Below are 18244 nucleotides of genomic sequence, written 5' to 3'. Positions count from 1 at the left end.
GCGCGAGAACGCAATTGTCTCACCGTATGACAAGTGTGTGATTCTGTTGCTTGCGATCATCACCGTGTAGGGTAGGAGGCAAGTGACGCGGCGGTTGGTCGCTGCGACGAGACGGGGAAGTGTGTGCGGTTCGACGATAGTCTCAAGACTGTGTTGGCTGCGGATTCCTCCACCGCCTTTGGCGCGCAGGCGACGTTCCGCCAGCTTGCCGACCTGATCGCCCGGGGCAGGGTGCAGCCGGAAGCGGAGACGATCGGCCGCCTGCGGGCGTTGCGCAGCCTGGTTCCGGCCGCCGTCCGCGCGGCCGCAGCCCGCAGCCTTGCGCTGGGCCGGCCACCGGCCGAACTGGTCGCCTTCTTTGCCGACGACACGCCCGAGATCGCATCGGCGGCGCTGCGCGCGGCGCAGTTGCCGGCCGACGGCTGGCTGGCGATGGTCCCGCAGCTGGGGCCGGTGGGCCGGGCGGCGCTGCGCCGGCGCGACGATCTGCCGGCGAGCGTGGTCCGCGCGCTGGAGGCATTCGGATCGACCGATTTTTTACTTGGTTATGATGGCGCGGCGATAACGGCGGACGAGGCGGTTGCGGCCTTGCCGGCTGAGGCCGCTGAGGTGGCCGAGCTGAACGAGGTCGTGCTGGATCTGCCCCCTCCGCCCGAGCCGCGCGACACCGGCGGTTTCGAGATTTCCGAGCTCGTTGACCGGATCGCCAGTTTCCAGCGCGCGCGCGGGCCGGTGAAGCCGGCGCCGCGGCTGCGCGTGGTGGACACGTTCCGGTTCGAAACCGGGCCCGACGGGGTCATCAGCTGGACCGACGCGATGCCGCGCGGCGCGCTGGTCGGCCTGTCGTTGATGCTGCCGGGCAGCGGCACGGCGCAGGTCGACGGCGCGGTGAGCGGCGCGATCCGGGCGCGCACCAGCTTCACCGATGCGCGGCTGTCGCTCGAAGGCGCGGCGGCGCTGGCGGGTGAGTGGCGACTGTCGGCGACGCCGCTGTTCGATCACGGCACCGGGCGCTTTGCCGGCTATCGCGGCAGCGCGCGTCGCCCGCGGCTGGATGAGCGCGCGCCGCCATCCAAGGGTGAAGGCAATGTCGAGGGGCTGCGCCGGCTGGTGCACGAACTGCGCACCCCGACCAATGCCATTGCCGGTTTCTCCGAGCTGATCGAGTCGCAGCTGCTGGGGCCGGTCGCGCCGGTGTATCGTGAGCGGGCGGCGGCGATCCGCAGCCTCGCGGCGGACCTGATCGCGGCGATCGAGGACCTGGATCTCGCCGCGCGGATCGAGGGCGATGCGTTGCAGCTGGGCCCGGCGGCGGTGGTGCTTGCCCCGGTGCTGGAACGGATTGCGGCAGACCTGCAATCGCTGGCGACGATGCGCGGCTGCACGCTGACGATCGCGCCGATGGACGCCGCGATCGCCGTGGCATGCGACGATCGCGCCACGGAGCGGCTGCTGGGCCGCTTAATCGGGACCATCGTGTCGGCGGCGCAGCCGGACGAGGCGATCACCGTGACGGCAGGCGCCTCGGGGCTTCATACCTCCCTGGTGTCGGTGACGCTGCCCCGCGCGCTGGCCGACCTGTCCGAGGACGAACTGCTGACGCTGGATGCGGAGCGTGAGGCGGAACTGCCCGGCGCGCCGCTGCTGGGCACCGGCTTTGCGCTGCGGCTGGTGCGCAATCTGGCGGCGAGCCTGGGCGGGCAGATGATGATCACGGCCGACCGGATGGTGGTGTCGCTGCCCGCAGCGGCGGCCGGCACGCTGGGGCAGGCGGCGACCCACAAGGGGTGAGCAGCGGCGGCGCGAAAGGCTGGCGCGTACCGCCGCCGCCGCCAGCCGATTACATTGCATGGCCCCCGTCATTCGGCCGCCGGTTCATGGTGTTCGTCGATACCGAGGAGGAATTCGACTGGTCGGCGCCGTTCAGGCGCGACGCCATTGCGGTCGAGGCGATCACGGCGTTGCCCGACATGCACCGCCGCCTTGCCGACCACGGGGTCGCGCCCTGCTATCTGTGCGATTATCCGGTGGCGACCAGCGCGGCGGCGATCGATACGCTGCGCGGCCTGATCGCCGATGGGCGCAGCACGATCGGCGCGCAGCTGCATCCCTGGGTCAATCCGCCGCATGACGAGGCGCCGAGCGGCTGGGCGTCCTTTGCGGGCAACCTCGATCCCGCGCTGGTCGCGGCGAAGGTCGACCAACTGACCGCCGCGATAACGGCCGCGTTCGGGGCGCAGCCGCTGGCGTTTCGCACCGGGCGCTACGGCCTGGGGCCCGGCATGCCCGCGCTGCTGGCGGCGCGCGGCTATCGCGTCGAGACATCGATGCGCGCGCTGCATGACTATAGCGCCGCCGACGGGCCGGATTTCAGCGCCATCGGCAGCGCTGCCTTTCGCCTGGCGCCCGAGGGGTTGATCGAGGTGCCGCTGACGACGCGCTATATCGGCGCGCTGCGCCGGGGCGGGGGAGCATTGCACCGGTTGGCAGGCAGAATACCGCGTGGCCGCGGCGTGATGGCGCGAACGGGGCTGTTGTCGCGCGTGCCGCTGTCGCCCGAGGGCGTGTCGTTCGGCGAGGCAGCGGCCGCGGTGCGCGAGGCGGTGGCGGCCGGCGAAAGACTGCTCACCTTTTCCTTCCATTCGCCAAGCCTGGTGCCGGGGAACACGCCCTATGTGCGCGACGCGGCAGGGCTGGCGCGTTTCCACGGCTGGTGGGACGACATGCTCGCGTTGCTGGAGCAGATGGAGGTGCGGCCGGTCAGCCTGACCGAGCTGATCGCGGCGGCGGACGATGCGGCACCACGCGGGCAGCATCGCCGGTCTGGGACAGAATGTCCAAGTGACCGGGGCGGGCAGGGTCGCTAGCAGCCGGGTGACAAGGATCGGCGACGCCATGCCCGCGGACGGCAGGACCCCTGCCACCGGCACTCTCGGCCGCGCCGACGCGAGGAGTTGCAATGACCCATCGATTTGCGCTGCCCCTGATCATGGCCTTCGCCAGCCTGTCGCTGCCGGCGGCGGCGCAGGATGTGCGCAAGGGTGACATCACCATTTCCCAGCCATGGTCGCGCGCCACGGCGCCGCGCGCCACCGTCGGCGCAGGCTATGCCCAGATCCGCAATGGCGGAAAGACGGCCGACCGGCTGATCAGCGTGTCAACGCCGCGGGCCGCGCGCGTCGAACTGCACAGCATGACGACCGAGAATGGCATCATGCGGATGCGACCGCTGAGCGGCGGCATTGCGCTGGCGCCCGGCGCGACGATCGCGCTGGCGCCCGGCGGTAACCACATCATGTTCATGGGCCTGACCGCGCCGCTGAAGCAGGGTGAGCGCGTGCCCGCGACGCTGCGCTTTGCCAAGGCGGGAGAGGTGAAGGTGGTCTTCACCGTCCGCGCCGCTGGTGCCGCCGCGCCGGCGCATCCGCATGGAGGCCATCAATGACCCGCCCTCGCATCCGCACCACGCATGTCACGGCGTTGCTGGCCGCCGCGCTCGCGCTGGGGACGGCAGCCTGTTCGTCGCCGGCGCCCGTCAAGGCTGACGAGGCGGCGGCGACTAACGCGCCGGGCGGCGCCTTTCGCCTGGTGGATACCAACGGCAAGACCGTGACCGAGCAGACGTTGAAGGGGAAACCCTATGCGATCTTCTTCGGCTTCACGCGCTGCCCTGACATCTGTCCGACGTCGATGAACCGCATGGCGTTGCTTCACCAGAAACTGGGCGCGGATGGTGACAAGATGAACATCGTCTTCGTCTCGGTCGATCCCGAGCATGACAAGAGCGAGGATATCGCGGGCTTCCTGTCGATGTTCGACGCGCCGGTCATCGGCCTGACCGGAGAGCCGGCCGAGCTGAAGCGGATGGAGGAAGCGTACAAGATCTATGTCGAGCGCGTGCCGCTGCCTAACGGCGATTACACGATCGATCATACCGCGCGCATCCTGCTGTTCGATCGCAACGGCGAGTTCGCCACGACGATGGATGCCGCCGAGCCTGAGGACCGTGCGCTCGACCGGCTGCGAAAGCTGATCCGTGCTTAGGTGGGTGCTTCCGGCGCTGGCGCTGCTGCTCGCCGGTTGCGGGATCACCAACCCCGTGGTCGAGGAGCGCCGGGTGCGCGAGGCGACCGAGGCGCATTTCGGCAGCCCGCTGGCGCCGATCGATGTCGGGCCGATCGTGGTGAGCGGCAACCATGCGCTGGCCGATTGGACACAGGGTGACTTTGGCGGCCGGGCGCTGTTCGAAATGGGCGACTATGGCTGGCAGCTGCTGCTGTGCAGCGGTGATTCGATGCGCAATGCCAGCAACCTGAAGCGCGCCGGCGTACCCGATTTCAACGCGACCTATATCGCCGATGAGCTGGCCAAGGCGGAATTGTCCGTCCCGGCCGAGCGGCTGGCGCGGATGAAGCGCTTCGTCGGGACGGCGGCCGATCATGAGGAATATCTGCGCTCGCTGGGCGAGGGGCAGGGCGCCGCCGGGACGGCGCCGTCGGATGGGCCCGAAGTGCGCGCAAATGCACCAAAGTCCTGAGGTTTGTGCAACAAAATGTAATGTTACCGGCGCTTGATATTTTGGCCCCGGGGATTAATTTCAACCGTGCGGACCGGGCCCCTCTGGCGCTCGTCTCAGGACGAACGTGATGTCGGACCGCATCGGGTTAGCTCGATGTAGGCCTGAGTCTGCCTCTTAACATCATCGCTGACCCGATCGTTCAATCTTTGATTGGAGAGAGGCGTTGAGTTTCCTTCGTTATAAATTGACCCAGTTGCATGCGCGGCTGGATGAGCAGATCCGCACCGAATTGACGCGACGCGCACCGGACACGTTCCGCCTGCTGCGTCTGAAGTGGCTGCGGCTGCAGGTGAAGGACCGACTTCACGCCATGGCCCGGCAACCACAGGCGGCCTGATCCGCCAATTTTCCCACTGACGAGCGGCGGCGACGACGCCGCGCGATGCGGTTCGCGCGCCGACCGGTCGGCGGCCGCTCGCCCTTACCTTTCAGGAACGATCATGACCTTTCTTGCCATTTTTGCAGCTGCCGCCGCCGCGGCGACCGGTGCCCCTGCGGCGACCCACAGCCTGTCCGTCGAACATGCGTCCGGCGCCGTGCAGGCCGATTATCGCGGTGACATCAAGATCCAGCAGAAGCAGGTGGGGGCAGTCGCCCCGCCGGGCCGCCCGTCCTCGCTGCGCTGCGTATGGACCGCCAATATGGAGGTGAACCGCACCGCGACCGGTGCTGGCGGCGTGATGGCCTCGCGCAGCTTCGTCGAGAACAATGTCGCGAACGGCAGCCGTCCGGGCTGGTGCAACGCCAGCCGCAGCGCGATCCAGCAGGACGTGGCAAAGAAGGTCGGCGACACGCGCGCTTACCTCGCCAAGGCGGCCGATGCGGATCGCGCCGCGTTGATCGCCGATCTCGACAAGCTGGCGGCCTCCCAGTCCGCCAGCTGAGACCAGTTCCCTGAGCGGCGCGCGCCTACCTCCCGCCCCGGACGCGCCGCTCCTCCCTGGGCCCTCGCCCTCTGAGGCCGTATTGCCGGCTGCGTTGTACTCCCTTGCGGCGCAGCGACGGTGGCTCTCAGGGGGCGGGACGGGCCGCGGGTTTTCGGGTGCGCGCGATCAGCACGATCAGCCGGCGGGTTGATCCGCCGACCAGCCGCCGCCCATCGCCTGATAAAGCGCGATCACGCTGTTGATCTGGTCGGCGCGCAGCTGAACCAGCGTCAGATCGACGTTGAGCAAGGTGCGCTGCGCATCGAGCTGTTCCAGATAGGTCGCATAGCCCGCACGATAGCGGTTGGTGGCGTGGCGCAGGGCCTCCGCCGTGGCGGTGCGCTGCGCCTCAAGCTCCCGCCGCTGCGCGGCGAGGCGGTCGACCGCGGCCAGATTATCCTCCACCTCGCGGAAGGCGGTGAGGGCGGTGCGCTGATAGGTGAAGGCCGCCTGGTCGCGCCGTGCCGCCGCCCCCTCTACATTGGCGGTGAGCCGCCCGCCCTGAAACAAGGGCGCAAGGATGCTGGCGCCGATCGACCAGATCGACACCGGATCGGCAAGCGCGGTCGACAAGGTGAGGCCAGCCGATCCGGTCAGCCGAAGCGAGGGGAGGAATTGCGCGCGAGCGGCGGCGAGCGAGGCGTCGGTCGCGGCAAGGCTGTATTCGGCCTGGGCGATATCGGGTCGGCGACGCAGCAGATCGGATGGCAGGCCGGCGGGCACGCCGGGCGGGGCCAGCGCCGACAGCGGCCGCCCGCGCGGGATCGCGCGCGGGGTGACGCCGGTGAGGGTGCTCAGTGCGTTCTCCTGCCGCGCGATCGCCAGCTGCACCTGCGGCAGGATCTGCGTCGTGGCGCGATATTCCGCCTCCGCCTGGCGCAATTCGAGCTGCGAGGTGTAGCCGACGTCGGCGCGCGACTTGGCAAAGCGTAGTGCCTCCGCGCGCGAGGTGATCGTCGCTTCGACCACCGCGCGGCGGGCGTCGAGCGCGCGCAGCGTGATGTAGCCGCTGGCGGTGGCGGCGGTGACCGACAGGAGCGCCGCGTCGCGCGCGGCGGCGGTGGCGGCGGTGGACTGACGCGCGGCCTCCACCTGATTGCCGATGCGGCCGAACAGATCGACCTCATAGGCGGCCTGGAACAGCGGCTGCACACCGGTATTCTCGGCCGCGACCCCCAAGGGGTTGAGCGCGCGCGCCTCCGTCACGCCGACCCCGGCGTCGAGTGAGGGGAAGAGCTGCGCGCGGGCGAGCCGTTCGTTGGCGCGCGCCTCCTGCACACGCGCCGCAGCGATCGCGACATCGGGATTGTTGGCGCGCGCTTGTTCCACCAGCGTGTCGAGCACCGGATCACCGAAGCGGCGCCACCAGTCGCCGTCGAGCGCGGCGCCGGCGGGCAGGGTGGTGCGCCATTGCAGCGGTGCAGTGACGCCGGCCGCCTCGGGCCGGGGCGGGTTGGGCGCGGCGCAGCCGGCAAGCGCCAGCAGGACCGCGAGCGAAGAGCGTGTCCTCATCGTCTGGCGCCTACCTGGTCGCCGGGGCGGGCGCGCCGCTGGTATCGACCGCCGCCTCGACCGACATGCCGGGGCTGAGCCGTGGATACAGCGGGCTACGCTGATCCAGCGCGATGCGCACGGTGAGCCGCTGCGGCACCTTCACGAAATTGCCGGTCGCATTGTCCGGGCGGATGACGGAGAATTCGCTGCCCGCCGCCGGCGACAGCCGCTCGACCCGGCCGCGGATCTCGGCGCCGCCCAGCGCATCGACGTGCAGCACCGCGGGCTGGCCCGGGAAGATGCGCGCGGTCTGCGCTTCCTTGAAGTTGGCCGAGACCCAGACGGTCGGCGGGACGAGGAACATCAATTGCGTGCCAGCGGTGACATATTGGCCAAGGCGGACGGTGACTTCGCCGAGCTTCCCCGCCTGGGGCGCGCGGATGATGGTGTTGGCAAGGTCGATCTCGGCAAGGCGCAGCGCGGCGCGCGCGTTTGCCACCGCTGCCTCCAGGCCGCCGCGCCCGACGGTGACGGAGCGGACCTCCTGCTCGCCGATGGTGCGCTGCGCCTCCGCCTGGCGGACCGCCGCCTGCGCCTGCGCCAGCGCGGCGCGGGTCTGATCCTGCTCCCGCAGCGATACCGACCCCTGCGCCACCAGATCGTCGACGCGGCGCATGTCGGCCTGGGCGCGGGCAAGTTGCGCGCGGGCGCTGGCGATCGCAGCGTCCTGCCCACCCACGGCGGCACGGCGCGAGCGTTCGCTTTGTTGCGAGTTGGCGAGATTGGCGCGCTGCGTATCCAGTGCGGCGCGCGCCTGTTCGACCCGTTGGCGGTAGATGCGATCGTCGATCCGGGCGAGCACCTGCCCGGCCTTCACCGTCTCGAAATCGCGCACCTCCACGCTGGTGACATAGCCGTTCACTTGCGGCGCGATGATCGTCGTCTGCCCGCGGACATAGGCATTGTCAGTCGTCTGCAGGCTACGGCGGAACGGCGGCAGGTCCCACGCCCACAGCGCGATCAGCGCGCCGGCGATCAGCAGCCCGACGAAGAACAATGTCGAGAGCAGGCCGCCGCGCGGCGGCGCCCAGCCGCGGCCACGATCAGGCTCGGGCGCGGTGGTTTCGACCGGATCCTCCAGCCGCTCCTCGGCCACCGCCTGGTCCCGGCGCGATGTCGCGTCATTCATTGTGCCGCATTCTCCCGCATCTTCTGCATCGCCGCCAGTTCCTCCGCCAACGGATTGATCCCGTGCATCTTCAGCCAGACCCACCGCCCGCCAAGCCACAGCACCACCAGCACGGCGAGGATGCCGACGCCGGTGAAGACGTCGTTGAAGGCGAGGATGTTCGCCTCTCGCGTGACTTGCTGGCCGAACAGGACGGCGCCCTCCGCCTGACGCAGCATCGGATCGCCCTCGACGCGGGCGTAGGCGCCGCCAAGCTGCTGAAGCCGCTGCGTGACGAGCGGGTCGCCGGCGACGAGGCCGTGGACGATCTCCTGCGAATGGAGCCGCTCTCGCACGATCTGCACGGTGCCCAGGAACGCCGTGCCTGCGAGCCCGCCCACCGTCTGCGCAATGCCGAATACGGCCGAGAAGCTGACGATGTGGCTTGGCCCCTTTGAAATGGCGCGCAGGATGCCGACCATCGTGACGGGGCCCATCCAGAACAGGGCGGCAAAGGCGAGCAGCCCCTGGCTGAGATAGAAATTGCCCGGGCGGGTGAGGTTGGTCGCATCCGAATCCATGAAGGCCACCACGGCGATGATCATCGCCGACGCGACCACCTGCCACAGCAGGTCCTTCGGATTCAGCAGCAGCACCCCGGCGGCAATCCCGGCGATCGACCCCAGGAGGATGATGACGTTCAGCGTGACGAGCTGGTCATTGCCCATCCCCAGCGCGGTCAGCAGCCCGGTCGAGCCATAGGTCTGTTCGGACAGGAGCACCCGGATCGCGGCGACGATGATGATGAAGCGCAGCACGTTGCGCGTGCGCATCCAGCGCGTGTTGAGCAGCGGATTGGCGCGATTGTGCTCGATCAGCATTGCCGCGCCGATCAGGATGATCGCGGCGGCGGTCGCATAGCCGAGCCAGGCCGTGCTCCACCAGACGATGCGTCCCTGCACCAGCACCCCGCACAGGAGCGCCATGCCCGGCGCGAACAGCGCGAAAGTGAGGAAGTCGAGCTTCTCGAACGCCTGGAAGCGCTCGCTTGGCGGCAATCGCAGCAGCGCGACCGAGCCGAGGCACAGCAACGTCAGGCCGAGTTCGAACACGAACAGGTTCTGGATGTCGCCATCAGCGAGCAGGAAGGGGGAGATGATCCGGGCGAGCGGCAGGCCAAGTTGTGCGAGGCCAAAGCCGATGATCATGCCCGATAGGCGCGCCGGGGCAGGCATCGCCTGCATGATGTAAAAGAAGCATAGCGTGGAGAGGCCGCTGCCGACGATCCCCGCCGCCGCGCGCGTCAGCAGTTCGACGCCATAGCTGTGGACGAACACCTGCAGGACGGTGACCGCGAGGAAGCCGGTCAGGAACACGCGATTGAAGCGCTGCAGCCCGAATTGCTGGCGAAACTTGATGAGCAACATGCTCATGCACACGCTGGTCATCGAATAGATCGCGCTGAGCCAGCCGCCCTCCACCGGGCTGAGCCCCAGCGAGCCTTGGATCTGCGGCAGATTGGCGAGCAGCAGGCCGTTGCTGAGCCCACCCGTCAGGCCCAGCAGCACGCCGATCGCGGCATAGGCGATCCGCCGCCCCATCGGATGGTCGGGCGTCGCCGGCGATCCGGGCAGGAAGGGCCGCTCGTGCGGCTTGAATTCATAGGGCGTGGTGGCGGTGGCGGGCATCTATCGGCGGACCGAACCAACAAAGCTTTGGTTCCAAGCTTTGTAGCTCACATGTGACGAAATGCTGCCATGCAGCGAAAGCGCCACAGCCTCAAGCCAAGATGTTGCAGTGCACAATAAAGAATAAGGTGCTGAAAGGTGGCTTGATCGGCGGGGGTGCGACACCATGGGGGCGGATGCGGGCTTGGTTGATCTGTGCTGCCCCGCGCCATAGTGACCGGCGGGCGGCACGCGGCCGCATCGATGACCGGTGCCCTGGCGCGCCTGACGACGACGAGGCGACCGGATGGACGGCATATGGACGATCGGGCCAGTGATGATCGCGGCCGATCGTGCGCTGGCGATCGCGGCGATGTGGCTGTTCCTCGCGGCCGGCATGATGGTGGCGAGGCGCACGGGCGCGGCGGCCGAGCGCGCCGCGGGCGTGGCGCTGGTCGTCGGGATCGTGGCGGCGCGGCTTGGCTTCGTCGTGCAGCATCTGGACGCGTTTCGCGTCGAGCCATGGTCGATCATCGCCATCTGGCAGGGCGGTTTTGCCCCGAGGATCGGCGTCGTGGCGGCGGCGCTGACCCTGCTGCTGGCGCTGGGTCGGCGGCGGGCGACGGCGTGGATGATCGTGGTCCTGGCCGTGCTGTCACTCGGCCACGCGGCGCTGAGTGCGGTCCTCGCCCCGACGCCCCAGCCACTGCCACGCGGACTCACGCTGCATGATCTGGACGGGAAGCCCGTCGCGATCGATGCGCTGCGCGGCAAGCCGTTCGTGCTGAACCTGTGGGCCACCTGGTGCGGGCCGTGCCGGCGCGAAATGCCGATGATCATCGATGTGGCGCGGGGGTCCGAAACGCCGGTGCTGCTGATCAACCAGCGCGAGAGCGAGGCCGCCGTGCGGCGCTTCCTGGCGGCGGAGCGGCTGGCGGGGGACGCCGTGGTGCTCGATCCCACGGGCCATGTCGCTGCGGCGACGCGGGCGGGCGGCTATCCCACCACCGTGTTCGTCGACGCGGCGGGCCGGATCACCCGCCGCCACACGGGCGAAATCTCGCGCGCCAGCCTGATGGCCGCGATCGACGAACTGGAAGGAAGCTGATGGTGACTGGCCGTTTTCTTATGGTGCAGGCGCTGGCCGCGCTTGCTGTGGCCCTGACCATTTCACCGGCCGCGACGGCGCAGAACGTTACCTCCAACGCCGCGTCGCTGCATCGCCAGATCCAGAATGACAGCGTCGCCCCGACAATCGCGCCGGCGGGTGCGGACGTGACGATGGTGGTGTTTTCCGATTATCAATGCCCCTATTGCCGCAAGGTCCACCCGGCGCTGGAGCAATTGCGGCGCGAGGACCCGAAGCTGCGCGTGGTGTATCGCGACTGGCCGGTGTTCGGCGCGGTCTCTCGCGAGGCGGCGCGGACGGCGATCGCGGCGAATTACCAGGGGCGGCACGCGGCGTTCAACAATGCGCTGATGCAGACGCAGGGCAGGATCACCAGCCAGTCGATCCGTATCGCCGCGGACCGGGCCGGCTTGGATTGGGCGCGGCTGCAGGCTGATCTCGTCAAGCATGACGAGGCGATCGACGCGGCGTTGGCACGTACTCACCGCTACGCCCGTGCGATCGGCCTGGCCGGCACGCCGGCGCTGGTGATCGGGCGCTACCTGCTGCCCGGCGCGGTCGAGCTGCCGACGCTGCGCGAGGCCGTCGCCGCCGCGCGCCGGGGGAACGCGGACTGACCCAGAACCAGCGCGGCCAATTGGTGCCTGACGCGTTGGGGCGGGGAAAGGGCTGGCTGATGCGCAAGGACGATGATGAACGGTGGATGCGATTGGCGCTGGAGGTGGCGCGGTCGAAGGGGTCGCATCCCTCGACATCGCCGCTCGGGTGCGTGATCGTCCTGGACGGCAAGGTTATTGCCGCGGAGCGCAACCAGACGCACGAATTGCCCGACGCCACCGCCCATGCCGAGATGATGGCGATCCGCTGCGCGTGCGAGGGGATCGGTGAGCTCGAACTGCGCGGCGCGACGCTTTATTCCACGCTGCAGCCGTGCGGGATGTGCACCATGGCGTCGATCTGGTCGAAGGTCGGGCGGGTCGTGTTCGGCGCGGGGCGCGATGACGTTCACCCGATGTATTTCGAGGCGAAGCATGTCGACACGCTGGCGTTCATCGCCGACGCGTATCGCGACGATATCGAGATCGAGGGCGGCTGCCTCGCGGCGGAATGTGCCGAGCTTTATTATGGGCCCTATGCCGACCTGCCAGAGGAGGAGCAGGCCAATCTGTAGCCGCGGTCAGGCGAGCGGCCAGAAGAACAGGATGAGCGGGGTGCCCAGCAGCAGCACCAACAGTGAGAGCGGCGCGCCCAGCCGCGCATAATCCGCGAAACGGTATCCGCCCGGGCCCATCACCAGGGTATTGCACTGATGCCCGATCGGGGTGAGGAAATCACACCCCGCGCCGACCGCCGTCGCCATCAGGAACGCCTCCGGCCGATAGCCGAGATCGCCGGCGAATTGCGCGGCGATCGGCGCCATCACCAGCACTGTCGCGGCGTTGTTCAGGAACGGCGTCACCGCCATTGCCGCGGCAAGGATCAGCGCGACCGCGCCCCAGGCGGGCAGGGTGGTGGCGACATGGGCAAGGCCGGTCGCGATCACCTCCGACGCGCCCGTCGTTCGCAGCGTATCCGACACCGGGATCAACGCGCCGAGCATGATGAGGATCGGCCATTCGACATGATCATAGGCCTCCCGCGGGCTGATCGCACCCGTCGCCATGACAAGGCCCGCCGCGGCGAAGAAGGCGACGGCCACCGGCACCCAGCCCATTGCGGTCAGGAACATGGCGCCCGCGAGGACAAGGATCGGCAACCAGGTGGTGCGGCGCGAGCCCAGCCGCAGGTCGCGTTCCGCCAGCGGCAGGCAGCCGAGCTGCCGCAATCTTTCGGGCATCGTATCAAGCGGGCCTTGCAGCACGACGACATCGCCGGCGCGCAGCACCGTGTTGGCGAGACGGCGGGACAGCCGCTCGCCGCGGCGCGAGATCGCGACCAGGTTGACGCCGAACATCCGCTGGAGGTTGAGGCGCCCGGCGGTCTGCCCCTCCAGCATGCCGCCCATGTTGACCACCGCCTCGACCACGCCGATCTCGCCGGTGCTGCTGCCCTTGTCCTTGTCGCGCTGTTCCTGCGCCGCTTCGCGCCCCTCGCCCTCATAAGCGAGCCGATCGGTGGCGATCGCCCGCTCCAACGCGTCGGGCGCGCCGCTGAGGATCAGCGTGTCACCTTCCTCCAGCGTCATCGCCATGCCGGGCGCGCTGCGCAGCCCGGCGCGCAACATCTGGGTGAGGACGATCTCGCCCTCGTGCCGATCAAGGAACGCCTGCACCGTCTCCCCGACTGCCGGCGACCCGGCGGGAAGCACTACTTCGGTGACATAGCCGGTGATATCCAGTGCCTCACCCATCGTCGCGGCGGCGCGGCGGTCGCGCGGGACGAGGCGATAGGCGAACCGCAGATAGACCAGGCCGATGACGAACAGCCCGAGGCCGACCGGTGTGTAGTCGAACATGCCGAACGGGTGCCCCGTCATCTGTTCGCGCACGCGGCTGACGATGATGTTCGGCGAGGTGCCGACGAGCGTCATCAGCCCACCGAGCAATGCGGCAAAGGACATCGGCATCAGGAAGACCGACGGGCTGGTATCGTTGCGCTTCGCCATCTGGAACGAGGCCGGCATCAGCATGGCAAGCGCGCCGATGTTCTTCACCAGCGCACTCGCGACCCCGACCGTCCCGGTGAGCACCAGCAGTTGCGAGCGGACCCGGGTGACGTGGCGGCTCACCTTGCGCAGCGCGCGTTCGAGCACGCCCGAGCGTTGCACCGCCCCCGAGATCACCAGCGCGGAGCCGACGATCACGACGATATCGTCGGAAAAGCCGCGAAACGCGTCCTCCGGCTTCACGATGCCGAGCAGCAACGCGGCGAGCAGCGCGATGATCGCGGTGACGTCATAGCGGAACCGCCCCCAGATGAAGAGCGCCATCATCCCCAGGAGCGTTGCGATGGAGAGGCTCTGGGGCACTGTCATGGGCTTACCGGAAATGCGCGAACGTGGCTTTATCTCCGTGGGGAGGCGGCAAATTACGCGTTGGCGTCGGGCGGTCCGTGCTGCTGCGGCGCCAGCTTTTGTTTTGGGCGCGGCTGGGTCAGGATGGCGGCATGAAATTGTACAGCGCGCCGTCGCCGGCCCCGAACCCCCGCCGCGTCCGCATGGCCGCCGCCGAGAAGGACATCACGCTGGAGGAGGTCATGCTCGATCTCCGGCGGGGAGAGCACAAGGCGCCGGACCATCTGGCACGCAATCCGCTTGGCCAGGTGCCGGTGCTTGAGCTTGATGACGGAACGATGATTTCCGAGACGGTGTCGATCTGCCGCTATCTCGACAGCGTGGCCGACGCGCCGTCGCTGTTCGGGCAGACGCCGACCGAGCAGGCGCTGGTCGACATGTGGATCCGCCGGGTCGAGCTTCAGATCGGCGAGCCGGTGAAGATGTTCTGGCGCCATGCGCATCCGGCGACGGCGGCGCTGCTGACGCAGTATACGGATTACGGCGCATCGAACCGCGACCTGCTGCATCGCGCCATGCGCTGGTTCGACCGCGAGCTGTCGGACGCGCGGGCGTTCATCACGGGAGATGACTATTCGATGGCCGATATCGCGGCGGTGACGATCATCGATTTCGGCCAGCTGATCGGCATGGAGCCGCTGGCAGAGCGCGACCACGTTTGCGCCTGGCACGATCGGGTGGCGGGGCGGGCAAGCTACGCCGCCTGAGCGGCAGGGTAAACACGCCGAACCAGCGCCGGCGGCATCCCGGCGCGATCGTATCTTTCCCTATTGGATCCTGCCCCAGCGGCCGGCCATGTGATGGCGTGGCGTGTTCGCAGGGGCGGACGGAGCGTACAGCCCCTTGCCCCGCCGAGCAGGAGGATGCCCGTGAACTATTGGATCAGCATCCTATTCCGGATCATTCCCCTGGCGATGGGGGCAGTGTGCCTCGGCCTTGGCCTGTATGTGTTGCGGGACGGCACGGATGCCAATGATTTCGTCGCCGGACACATTCTGGTGTCGCTGACCGCCATCTGCATCGCCCTGTTCACGACCGCCGCGATGATCATCCGGCAACTAACGCACACGTTCAGTCCGGCATGGAAGGTCATCCTCCCCGTGATCGGCTATTCCGCCGCGGGTGCGACCGTGATCTGGGGCTTCGCGATCATTCAACAGGGGAGCGTGCCCAGCTTCGTTGCCGGCCATGTGATAGCCGGCGTGGGGTTGATTGCTGCGTGTGTCAGCACCGTCGCGACGGCATCAAGTGCCTTCACGCTGATCCCCAGAAATGCGCATGGCCGCGCGCAGGACGGTCCGCCCGCCGAGGCGTACAGCCGCGCGACCGGCGCGGCGCTGATTGCCGTGCCTGTCATAGCTACAGTCGCTGGTGCGTTGTGGGCGGCGATGTTGCTGGCGCGTGCCGCCGAGACGCCTGATTATGTCGCCGGCCACGTCCTGCTCGGCATCACGGCCATTTGCGCAAGCCTTATCTCGTTGGTGTCGACGGTGGTGCGGCAGGTGCGCAACGAATTTGGCGAGGGAGAAAGATGGGCGTGGACGCTGTGGGTCCTGTTGATGGGAGCAGCGGCATTTGGTTGGGGAGTGATCGTCCTGTTCGGAGATGACCGGGTAGATCGGATCGCCCCCGGGTGCGTCCTGCTCGGGCTGGGCATGGTGTGCTTCAGCATCGTGTCAAAGGTGTGGTTGCTGGCGCTGACCTGGCGGCGCGAATGCGCACTGGCGAACCGGATTCCGCTGCTTCCGGTCCTGACCTGCCTCGCCTGCCTGTTCTTTTCCGCCTTCCTTGCAGAAGCGGCCACCGCGAACCCGGGCTTCTTCGTCCCGGCGCGCGTTCTGGCGGGGCTTGGCGCCGTCTGCTTTACCCTGTTTTCGATCGTGTCGATCCTGGAGGCCGGCACGTCGGGCAAGGAATAGGCTTCGCGGCGGGCGGATCAGTCAGCGCGGCTGAATACGCCTCGATCGCGATCGCAACGGCGTCGGCGTGAATGGTCGGGGAGACAGGATTCGAACCTGCGACATCCTGCTCCCAAAGCAGGCGCGCTACCAGACTGCGCCACTCCCCGACGCGTGCGAGCGCCTAGGCGGTTACCGGCCCGAGTGCAAGCGATCACGCGGTGGGCCCGGCAGGACTCGAACCCGCAACCTAGCCGTTATGAGCGGCCAGCTCTAACCGTTGAGCTACAGGCCCTCCGCGTGAGTGACCGCCTATAGGCGGAGCGTCGCGGGGGCGGCAATGCCTCAAATGGTACGCGGCCCCCTGGGAAAGTGACAAAAGAAAAGGGCGCCTCCGCAAAGCGGAAACGCCCATTTCATCATTCAGCAAAGCGGCGAGCCTGTTGGCCCGCAGCGCATTACTGCATGTTGTCAGCCTTTTCCTCGGCGACGTCACGGACGTTGTCCGCTGCGTCCTCAAGGTTGTCAGCTGCATTCTCGAGACCCTCGGCAGCAACGGCGTTCGCCGAGTTGTCAGCCAGGTCCTCAAGGTTGTCGGCCATCATTTCCATGTTGTCGGCCATCATGTCCGCGTTGTTCTCGACCGCGGCGGCCTCCGGCGACTTCGAGCAAGCAGCCACGGACATCAGGCCGGCGGCGGCAGCGATCAGAACGATCTTCTTCATTCGAATGCTCCCAAGCATTTATTCATTTCGCGGCCGACCCGTTTGCCGTCGCGAGCCACGGCAAATACCGCAGCAATTTGATGGGTCAATGATGAAATTCATCTGGCAGCAAGGTTCGCGACGAACGGATTCAGCGCGCGGGACGCTCAACCGGCCCGATTTCCTCCGGCGCATCGGCCACGATCGCCAGCATCGCCGTCCATGCCGCGACGTTCTGACGCAGGTTCTCCGGGTCCACGCGATCCAGCGTATCGTCAGGCGTGTGATGTACGTCGAAATAATCGGAGCCCGACTGGTTTAGGTCAACGCCGGCGACGCCGAGTGCCACCGTCGGGCCGATGTCCGCGCCGCTGCCGCCCGGGCCATTGCCGCGCACGATGCCGAGCGGGGCGAGCGCGGCGGCGAGGCGATCACCCACGGGTTTGGCGGATTCCGGCAGCGTCATGCCGAGCCGCCAGATCTTGTCCGCGCCAAAATCGCTTTCGGCGGCGAGCGCGTGGCGTTCCTTGCCGTGCTTCGCGGCATAATCGCGGCCGCCGAAGCCGCCGACTTCCTCCGCGCCGAACCAGACGACGCGGATCGTGCGGCGCGGGCGCTTGCCGCTGTCGAGGATTCGCTTGGCGGCAGCCGCAGTGATCGCAACGCCGCTGGCGTCGTCGATCGCGCCGGTGGCGAGATCCCAGCTGTCGAGGTGGCCGCCGATGAGGACAATGCCGGCATTGGGATCAGTGCCGGGCACCTCGGCGATGACATTGCCCGATTCCTGCTCTCCCACCTGGCGCGGGGTGAGGACCAGCTTCATGCGGATCGGCTTGCCGCGCTTCGCCAGCGCCTCGATCAGCTTGGCGTCGGGTACCGACAGCGCGGCGGCGGGGATCGCCGGGCCGTCACGGAAATAGGTGGTGCCGGTATGCGGCAGGCGATGCGTGTCGGTGCCGATCGAGCGGATCACGATGGCGGCGGCGCCCTTCTTGGCGGCGAGCGCAGGGCCGGCGAAGCGTGCGACGCCGGCCTGGCCGTAGCTCGATCCGTCCTGCGTCTTCATCATCGTGTTGCCGACATAGGCGATCTTGCCGGTAAGGCTGCCGTCAGGCGCCGCGGCGAGATCGGCATAGGTGGGGAAGATCACCACTTCCGCCTCGATGCCGTTGGCGGGCGTTGCGCCCGAATTGCCGAGCGCGGTCAGGTGCAGCTTCTGCGGCACGGGGGCGACCACTTCGCCGCGTTCCTCACCGCGCACCCAGACCGGCATCTGGTAGGTTTCGATCCGAACGTTCTTGAAGCCCAGCGCCTTCAGCTTCGCCGCGCTCCAGGTGCGGGCGCGGGCCTCCGCCTCGGTCCCTGCCAGGCGCTGGCCGACCTCGGTCGTCATGCCTTCGACGATGTCGTAGGCGACATCATCCTTCAGCGCGGCATCGCGCAGCGCGGCGACGCGCGGGTCGACACCGGCGGGCGCGGCCGGTGCGGCGCGCTGCGCGACGGCCGGCACGGCAGCGGATGTGGCGAGGAGAAGGGCGGCGAGGGCGTAACGACTGGTCATGCCCACCGCGTAGGTCGGCGCAGCAAGTTTGCCAACGGCCCGTCGCATCATTACATGCGCGGCGACATTTTCCAGCCATTCCAGTCTACGGAGCGACAGGCGACC

The 18244-nt window shown here is 68.2% G+C and carries 18 protein-coding genes and 2 tRNA genes; 12 read left to right on the top strand and 8 right to left on the bottom strand.

What is annotated here, in order from left to right:
* Positions 1-153 precede the first annotated feature (153 nt).
* The 7 genes from ACH0BU_RS14185 to ACH0BU_RS14155 all read left to right on the top strand — a co-directional run bounded on the left by ACH0BU_RS14185 (position 154) and on the right by ACH0BU_RS14155 (position 5463).
* Entirely contained in the window at positions 154-1791 is a 1638-nt protein-coding gene (locus ACH0BU_RS14185; RefSeq protein WP_500264206.1) for a sensor histidine kinase, read from the top strand.
* Between the two features lie 86 nt (positions 1792-1877).
* Positions 1878-2867: a polysaccharide deacetylase family protein gene (locus tag ACH0BU_RS14180; RefSeq protein WP_296219654.1), complete on the top strand. Its 990-nt coding sequence runs from the start codon at positions 1878-1880 to the stop codon at positions 2865-2867.
* 92 nt (positions 2868-2959) lie between these two features.
* Positions 2960-3445, top strand: coding sequence for a copper chaperone PCu(A)C (locus ACH0BU_RS14175; protein ID WP_046408847.1), 486 nt, complete (start codon positions 2960-2962; stop codon positions 3443-3445).
* On the top strand, positions 3442-4044 hold the full coding sequence (locus ACH0BU_RS14170) for an SCO family protein (protein ID WP_314470618.1): 603 nt from the start codon (positions 3442-3444) through the stop codon (positions 4042-4044). Before ACH0BU_RS14175 ends, ACH0BU_RS14170 begins: the two co-directional genes overlap by 4 nt.
* Positions 4037-4537 (top strand): copper uptake system-associated protein, encoded by a 501-nt coding sequence (locus tag ACH0BU_RS14165; RefSeq protein ID WP_125946432.1) that lies wholly within the window; start codon positions 4037-4039, stop codon positions 4535-4537. The genes ACH0BU_RS14170 and ACH0BU_RS14165 overlap by 8 nt, the downstream gene beginning before the upstream one ends.
* 205 nt (positions 4538-4742) lie before the next feature.
* A complete protein-coding gene (locus ACH0BU_RS14160; RefSeq protein ID WP_296219659.1) occupies positions 4743-4916 on the top strand; it encodes a DUF465 domain-containing protein in 174 nt (57 codons plus the stop codon).
* Between the two features lie 103 nt (positions 4917-5019).
* Complete coding sequence (locus tag ACH0BU_RS14155; RefSeq protein ID WP_296219661.1) at positions 5020-5463, top strand: hypothetical protein; 444 nt, start codon at positions 5020-5022, stop codon at positions 5461-5463.
* A gap of 177 nt (positions 5464-5640) precedes the next feature.
* Here the strand turns inward: ACH0BU_RS14155 and ACH0BU_RS14150 are convergent, their stop codons facing one another.
* From ACH0BU_RS14150 to ACH0BU_RS14140, 3 genes are read right to left on the bottom strand one after another with little or no spacing between them, the layout of a single operon-like run.
* Positions 5641-7017: an efflux transporter outer membrane subunit gene (locus ACH0BU_RS14150; RefSeq protein WP_296219662.1), complete on the bottom strand. Its 1377-nt coding sequence runs from the start codon at positions 7015-7017 to the stop codon at positions 5641-5643.
* A 10-nt stretch (positions 7018-7027) separates the two neighbouring features.
* Positions 7028-8188: an HlyD family secretion protein gene (locus tag ACH0BU_RS14145; RefSeq protein WP_082102882.1), complete on the bottom strand. Its 1161-nt coding sequence runs from the start codon at positions 8186-8188 to the stop codon at positions 7028-7030.
* A complete protein-coding gene (locus tag ACH0BU_RS14140; protein WP_136451818.1) occupies positions 8185-9855 on the bottom strand; it encodes an MFS transporter in 1671 nt (556 codons plus the stop codon). The genes ACH0BU_RS14145 and ACH0BU_RS14140 overlap by 4 nt, the downstream gene beginning before the upstream one ends.
* 286 nt (positions 9856-10141) lie before the next feature.
* Here ACH0BU_RS14140 and ACH0BU_RS14135 point away from each other — a divergent pair, with 286 nt between their 5' ends.
* From ACH0BU_RS14135 to ACH0BU_RS14125, 3 genes are read left to right on the top strand one after another with little or no spacing between them, the layout of a single operon-like run.
* Positions 10142-10942 carry a TlpA family protein disulfide reductase gene (locus ACH0BU_RS14135; RefSeq protein ID WP_296219667.1) on the top strand — a complete coding sequence of 267 codons (801 nt, stop codon included), beginning with the start codon at positions 10142-10144 and terminating at the stop codon, positions 10940-10942.
* Between the two features lie 2 nt (positions 10943-10944).
* Positions 10945-11580 carry a DsbA family protein gene (locus ACH0BU_RS14130; RefSeq protein WP_241212721.1) on the top strand — a complete coding sequence of 212 codons (636 nt, stop codon included), beginning with the start codon at positions 10945-10947 and terminating at the stop codon, positions 11578-11580.
* A gap of 59 nt (positions 11581-11639) precedes the next feature.
* Entirely contained in the window at positions 11640-12134 is a 495-nt protein-coding gene (locus ACH0BU_RS14125; RefSeq protein WP_296219859.1) for a nucleoside deaminase, read from the top strand.
* A 6-nt stretch (positions 12135-12140) separates the two neighbouring features.
* Here the strand turns inward: ACH0BU_RS14125 and ACH0BU_RS14120 are convergent, their stop codons facing one another.
* Positions 12141-13937 carry an SLC13 family permease gene (locus ACH0BU_RS14120; RefSeq protein ID WP_125946423.1) on the bottom strand — a complete coding sequence of 599 codons (1797 nt, stop codon included), beginning with the start codon at positions 13935-13937 and terminating at the stop codon, positions 12141-12143.
* A 131-nt stretch (positions 13938-14068) separates the two neighbouring features.
* Between ACH0BU_RS14120 and ACH0BU_RS14115 the strand changes: the two genes are divergently transcribed.
* Positions 14069-14683 (top strand): glutathione S-transferase family protein, encoded by a 615-nt coding sequence (locus tag ACH0BU_RS14115; protein WP_125946422.1) that lies wholly within the window; start codon positions 14069-14071, stop codon positions 14681-14683.
* A 162-nt stretch (positions 14684-14845) separates the two neighbouring features.
* The gene (locus tag ACH0BU_RS14110; RefSeq protein ID WP_136451867.1) at positions 14846-15895 is read left to right on the top strand and encodes a DUF2776 family protein; all 1050 of its coding nucleotides are present in this window, start codon (positions 14846-14848) and stop codon (positions 15893-15895) included.
* Positions 15896-15967: 72 nt separating this feature from the next.
* Here the strand turns inward: ACH0BU_RS14110 and ACH0BU_RS14105 are convergent.
* The 4 genes from ACH0BU_RS14105 to ACH0BU_RS14090 form a co-directional block, all read right to left on the bottom strand.
* Positions 15968-16044, bottom strand: a tRNA-Pro gene (locus ACH0BU_RS14105).
* Positions 16045-16096: 52 nt separating this feature from the next.
* Positions 16097-16169: transfer RNA gene (locus ACH0BU_RS14100), tRNA-Ile, on the bottom strand.
* A 163-nt stretch (positions 16170-16332) separates the two neighbouring features.
* Positions 16333-16599, bottom strand: coding sequence for a hypothetical protein (locus ACH0BU_RS14095; RefSeq protein ID WP_046408874.1), 267 nt, complete (start codon positions 16597-16599; stop codon positions 16333-16335).
* A gap of 130 nt (positions 16600-16729) precedes the next feature.
* Entirely contained in the window at positions 16730-18139 is a 1410-nt protein-coding gene (locus tag ACH0BU_RS14090; RefSeq protein ID WP_296219853.1) for a M20/M25/M40 family metallo-hydrolase, read from the bottom strand.
* Positions 18140-18244: the final 105 nt, after the last annotated feature.

The organism is Sphingomonas olei (assembly GCF_045369765.1).
GTDB classification, from domain to species: domain Bacteria; phylum Pseudomonadota; class Alphaproteobacteria; order Sphingomonadales; family Sphingomonadaceae; genus Sphingomonas; species Sphingomonas panaciterrae.
The sequence above is the reverse complement of the archived record's forward strand: the minus strand, read 5'-3'. Positions and strand labels throughout refer to the sequence as shown.

What these genes read in the sequence shown, in the direction of transcription:
- ACH0BU_RS14140 (WP_136451818.1), bottom strand. Translation starts at nt 9,855, where the DNA reads ATGCCCGCCACCGCCACCACGCCCTATGAATTCAAGCCGCACGAGCGG.
- ACH0BU_RS14135 (WP_296219667.1), top strand. Translation starts at nt 10,142, where the DNA reads ATGGACGGCATATGGACGATCGGGCCAGTGATGATCGCGGCCGATCGT.
- ACH0BU_RS14170 (WP_314470618.1), top strand. Translation starts at nt 3,442, where the DNA reads ATGACCCGCCCTCGCATCCGCACCACGCATGTCACGGCGTTGCTGGCC.
- ACH0BU_RS14155 (WP_296219661.1), top strand. Translation starts at nt 5,020, where the DNA reads ATGACCTTTCTTGCCATTTTTGCAGCTGCCGCCGCCGCGGCGACCGGT.
- ACH0BU_RS14145 (WP_082102882.1), bottom strand. Translation starts at nt 8,188, where the DNA reads ATGAATGACGCGACATCGCGCCGGGACCAGGCGGTGGCCGAGGAGCGG.
- ACH0BU_RS14115 (WP_125946422.1), top strand. Translation starts at nt 14,069, where the DNA reads ATGAAATTGTACAGCGCGCCGTCGCCGGCCCCGAACCCCCGCCGCGTC.
- ACH0BU_RS14095 (WP_046408874.1), bottom strand. Translation starts at nt 16,599, where the DNA reads ATGAAGAAGATCGTTCTGATCGCTGCCGCCGCCGGCCTGATGTCCGTG.
- ACH0BU_RS14125 (WP_296219859.1), top strand. Translation starts at nt 11,640, where the DNA reads ATGCGCAAGGACGATGATGAACGGTGGATGCGATTGGCGCTGGAGGTG.
- ACH0BU_RS14120 (WP_125946423.1), bottom strand. Translation starts at nt 13,937, where the DNA reads ATGACAGTGCCCCAGAGCCTCTCCATCGCAACGCTCCTGGGGATGATG.
- ACH0BU_RS14150 (WP_296219662.1), bottom strand. Translation starts at nt 7,017, where the DNA reads ATGAGGACACGCTCTTCGCTCGCGGTCCTGCTGGCGCTTGCCGGCTGC.
- ACH0BU_RS14180 (WP_296219654.1), top strand. Translation starts at nt 1,878, where the DNA reads ATGGTGTTCGTCGATACCGAGGAGGAATTCGACTGGTCGGCGCCGTTC.
- ACH0BU_RS14175 (WP_046408847.1), top strand. Translation starts at nt 2,960, where the DNA reads ATGACCCATCGATTTGCGCTGCCCCTGATCATGGCCTTCGCCAGCCTG.
- ACH0BU_RS14090 (WP_296219853.1), bottom strand. Translation starts at nt 18,139, where the DNA reads ATGACCAGTCGTTACGCCCTCGCCGCCCTTCTCCTCGCCACATCCGCT.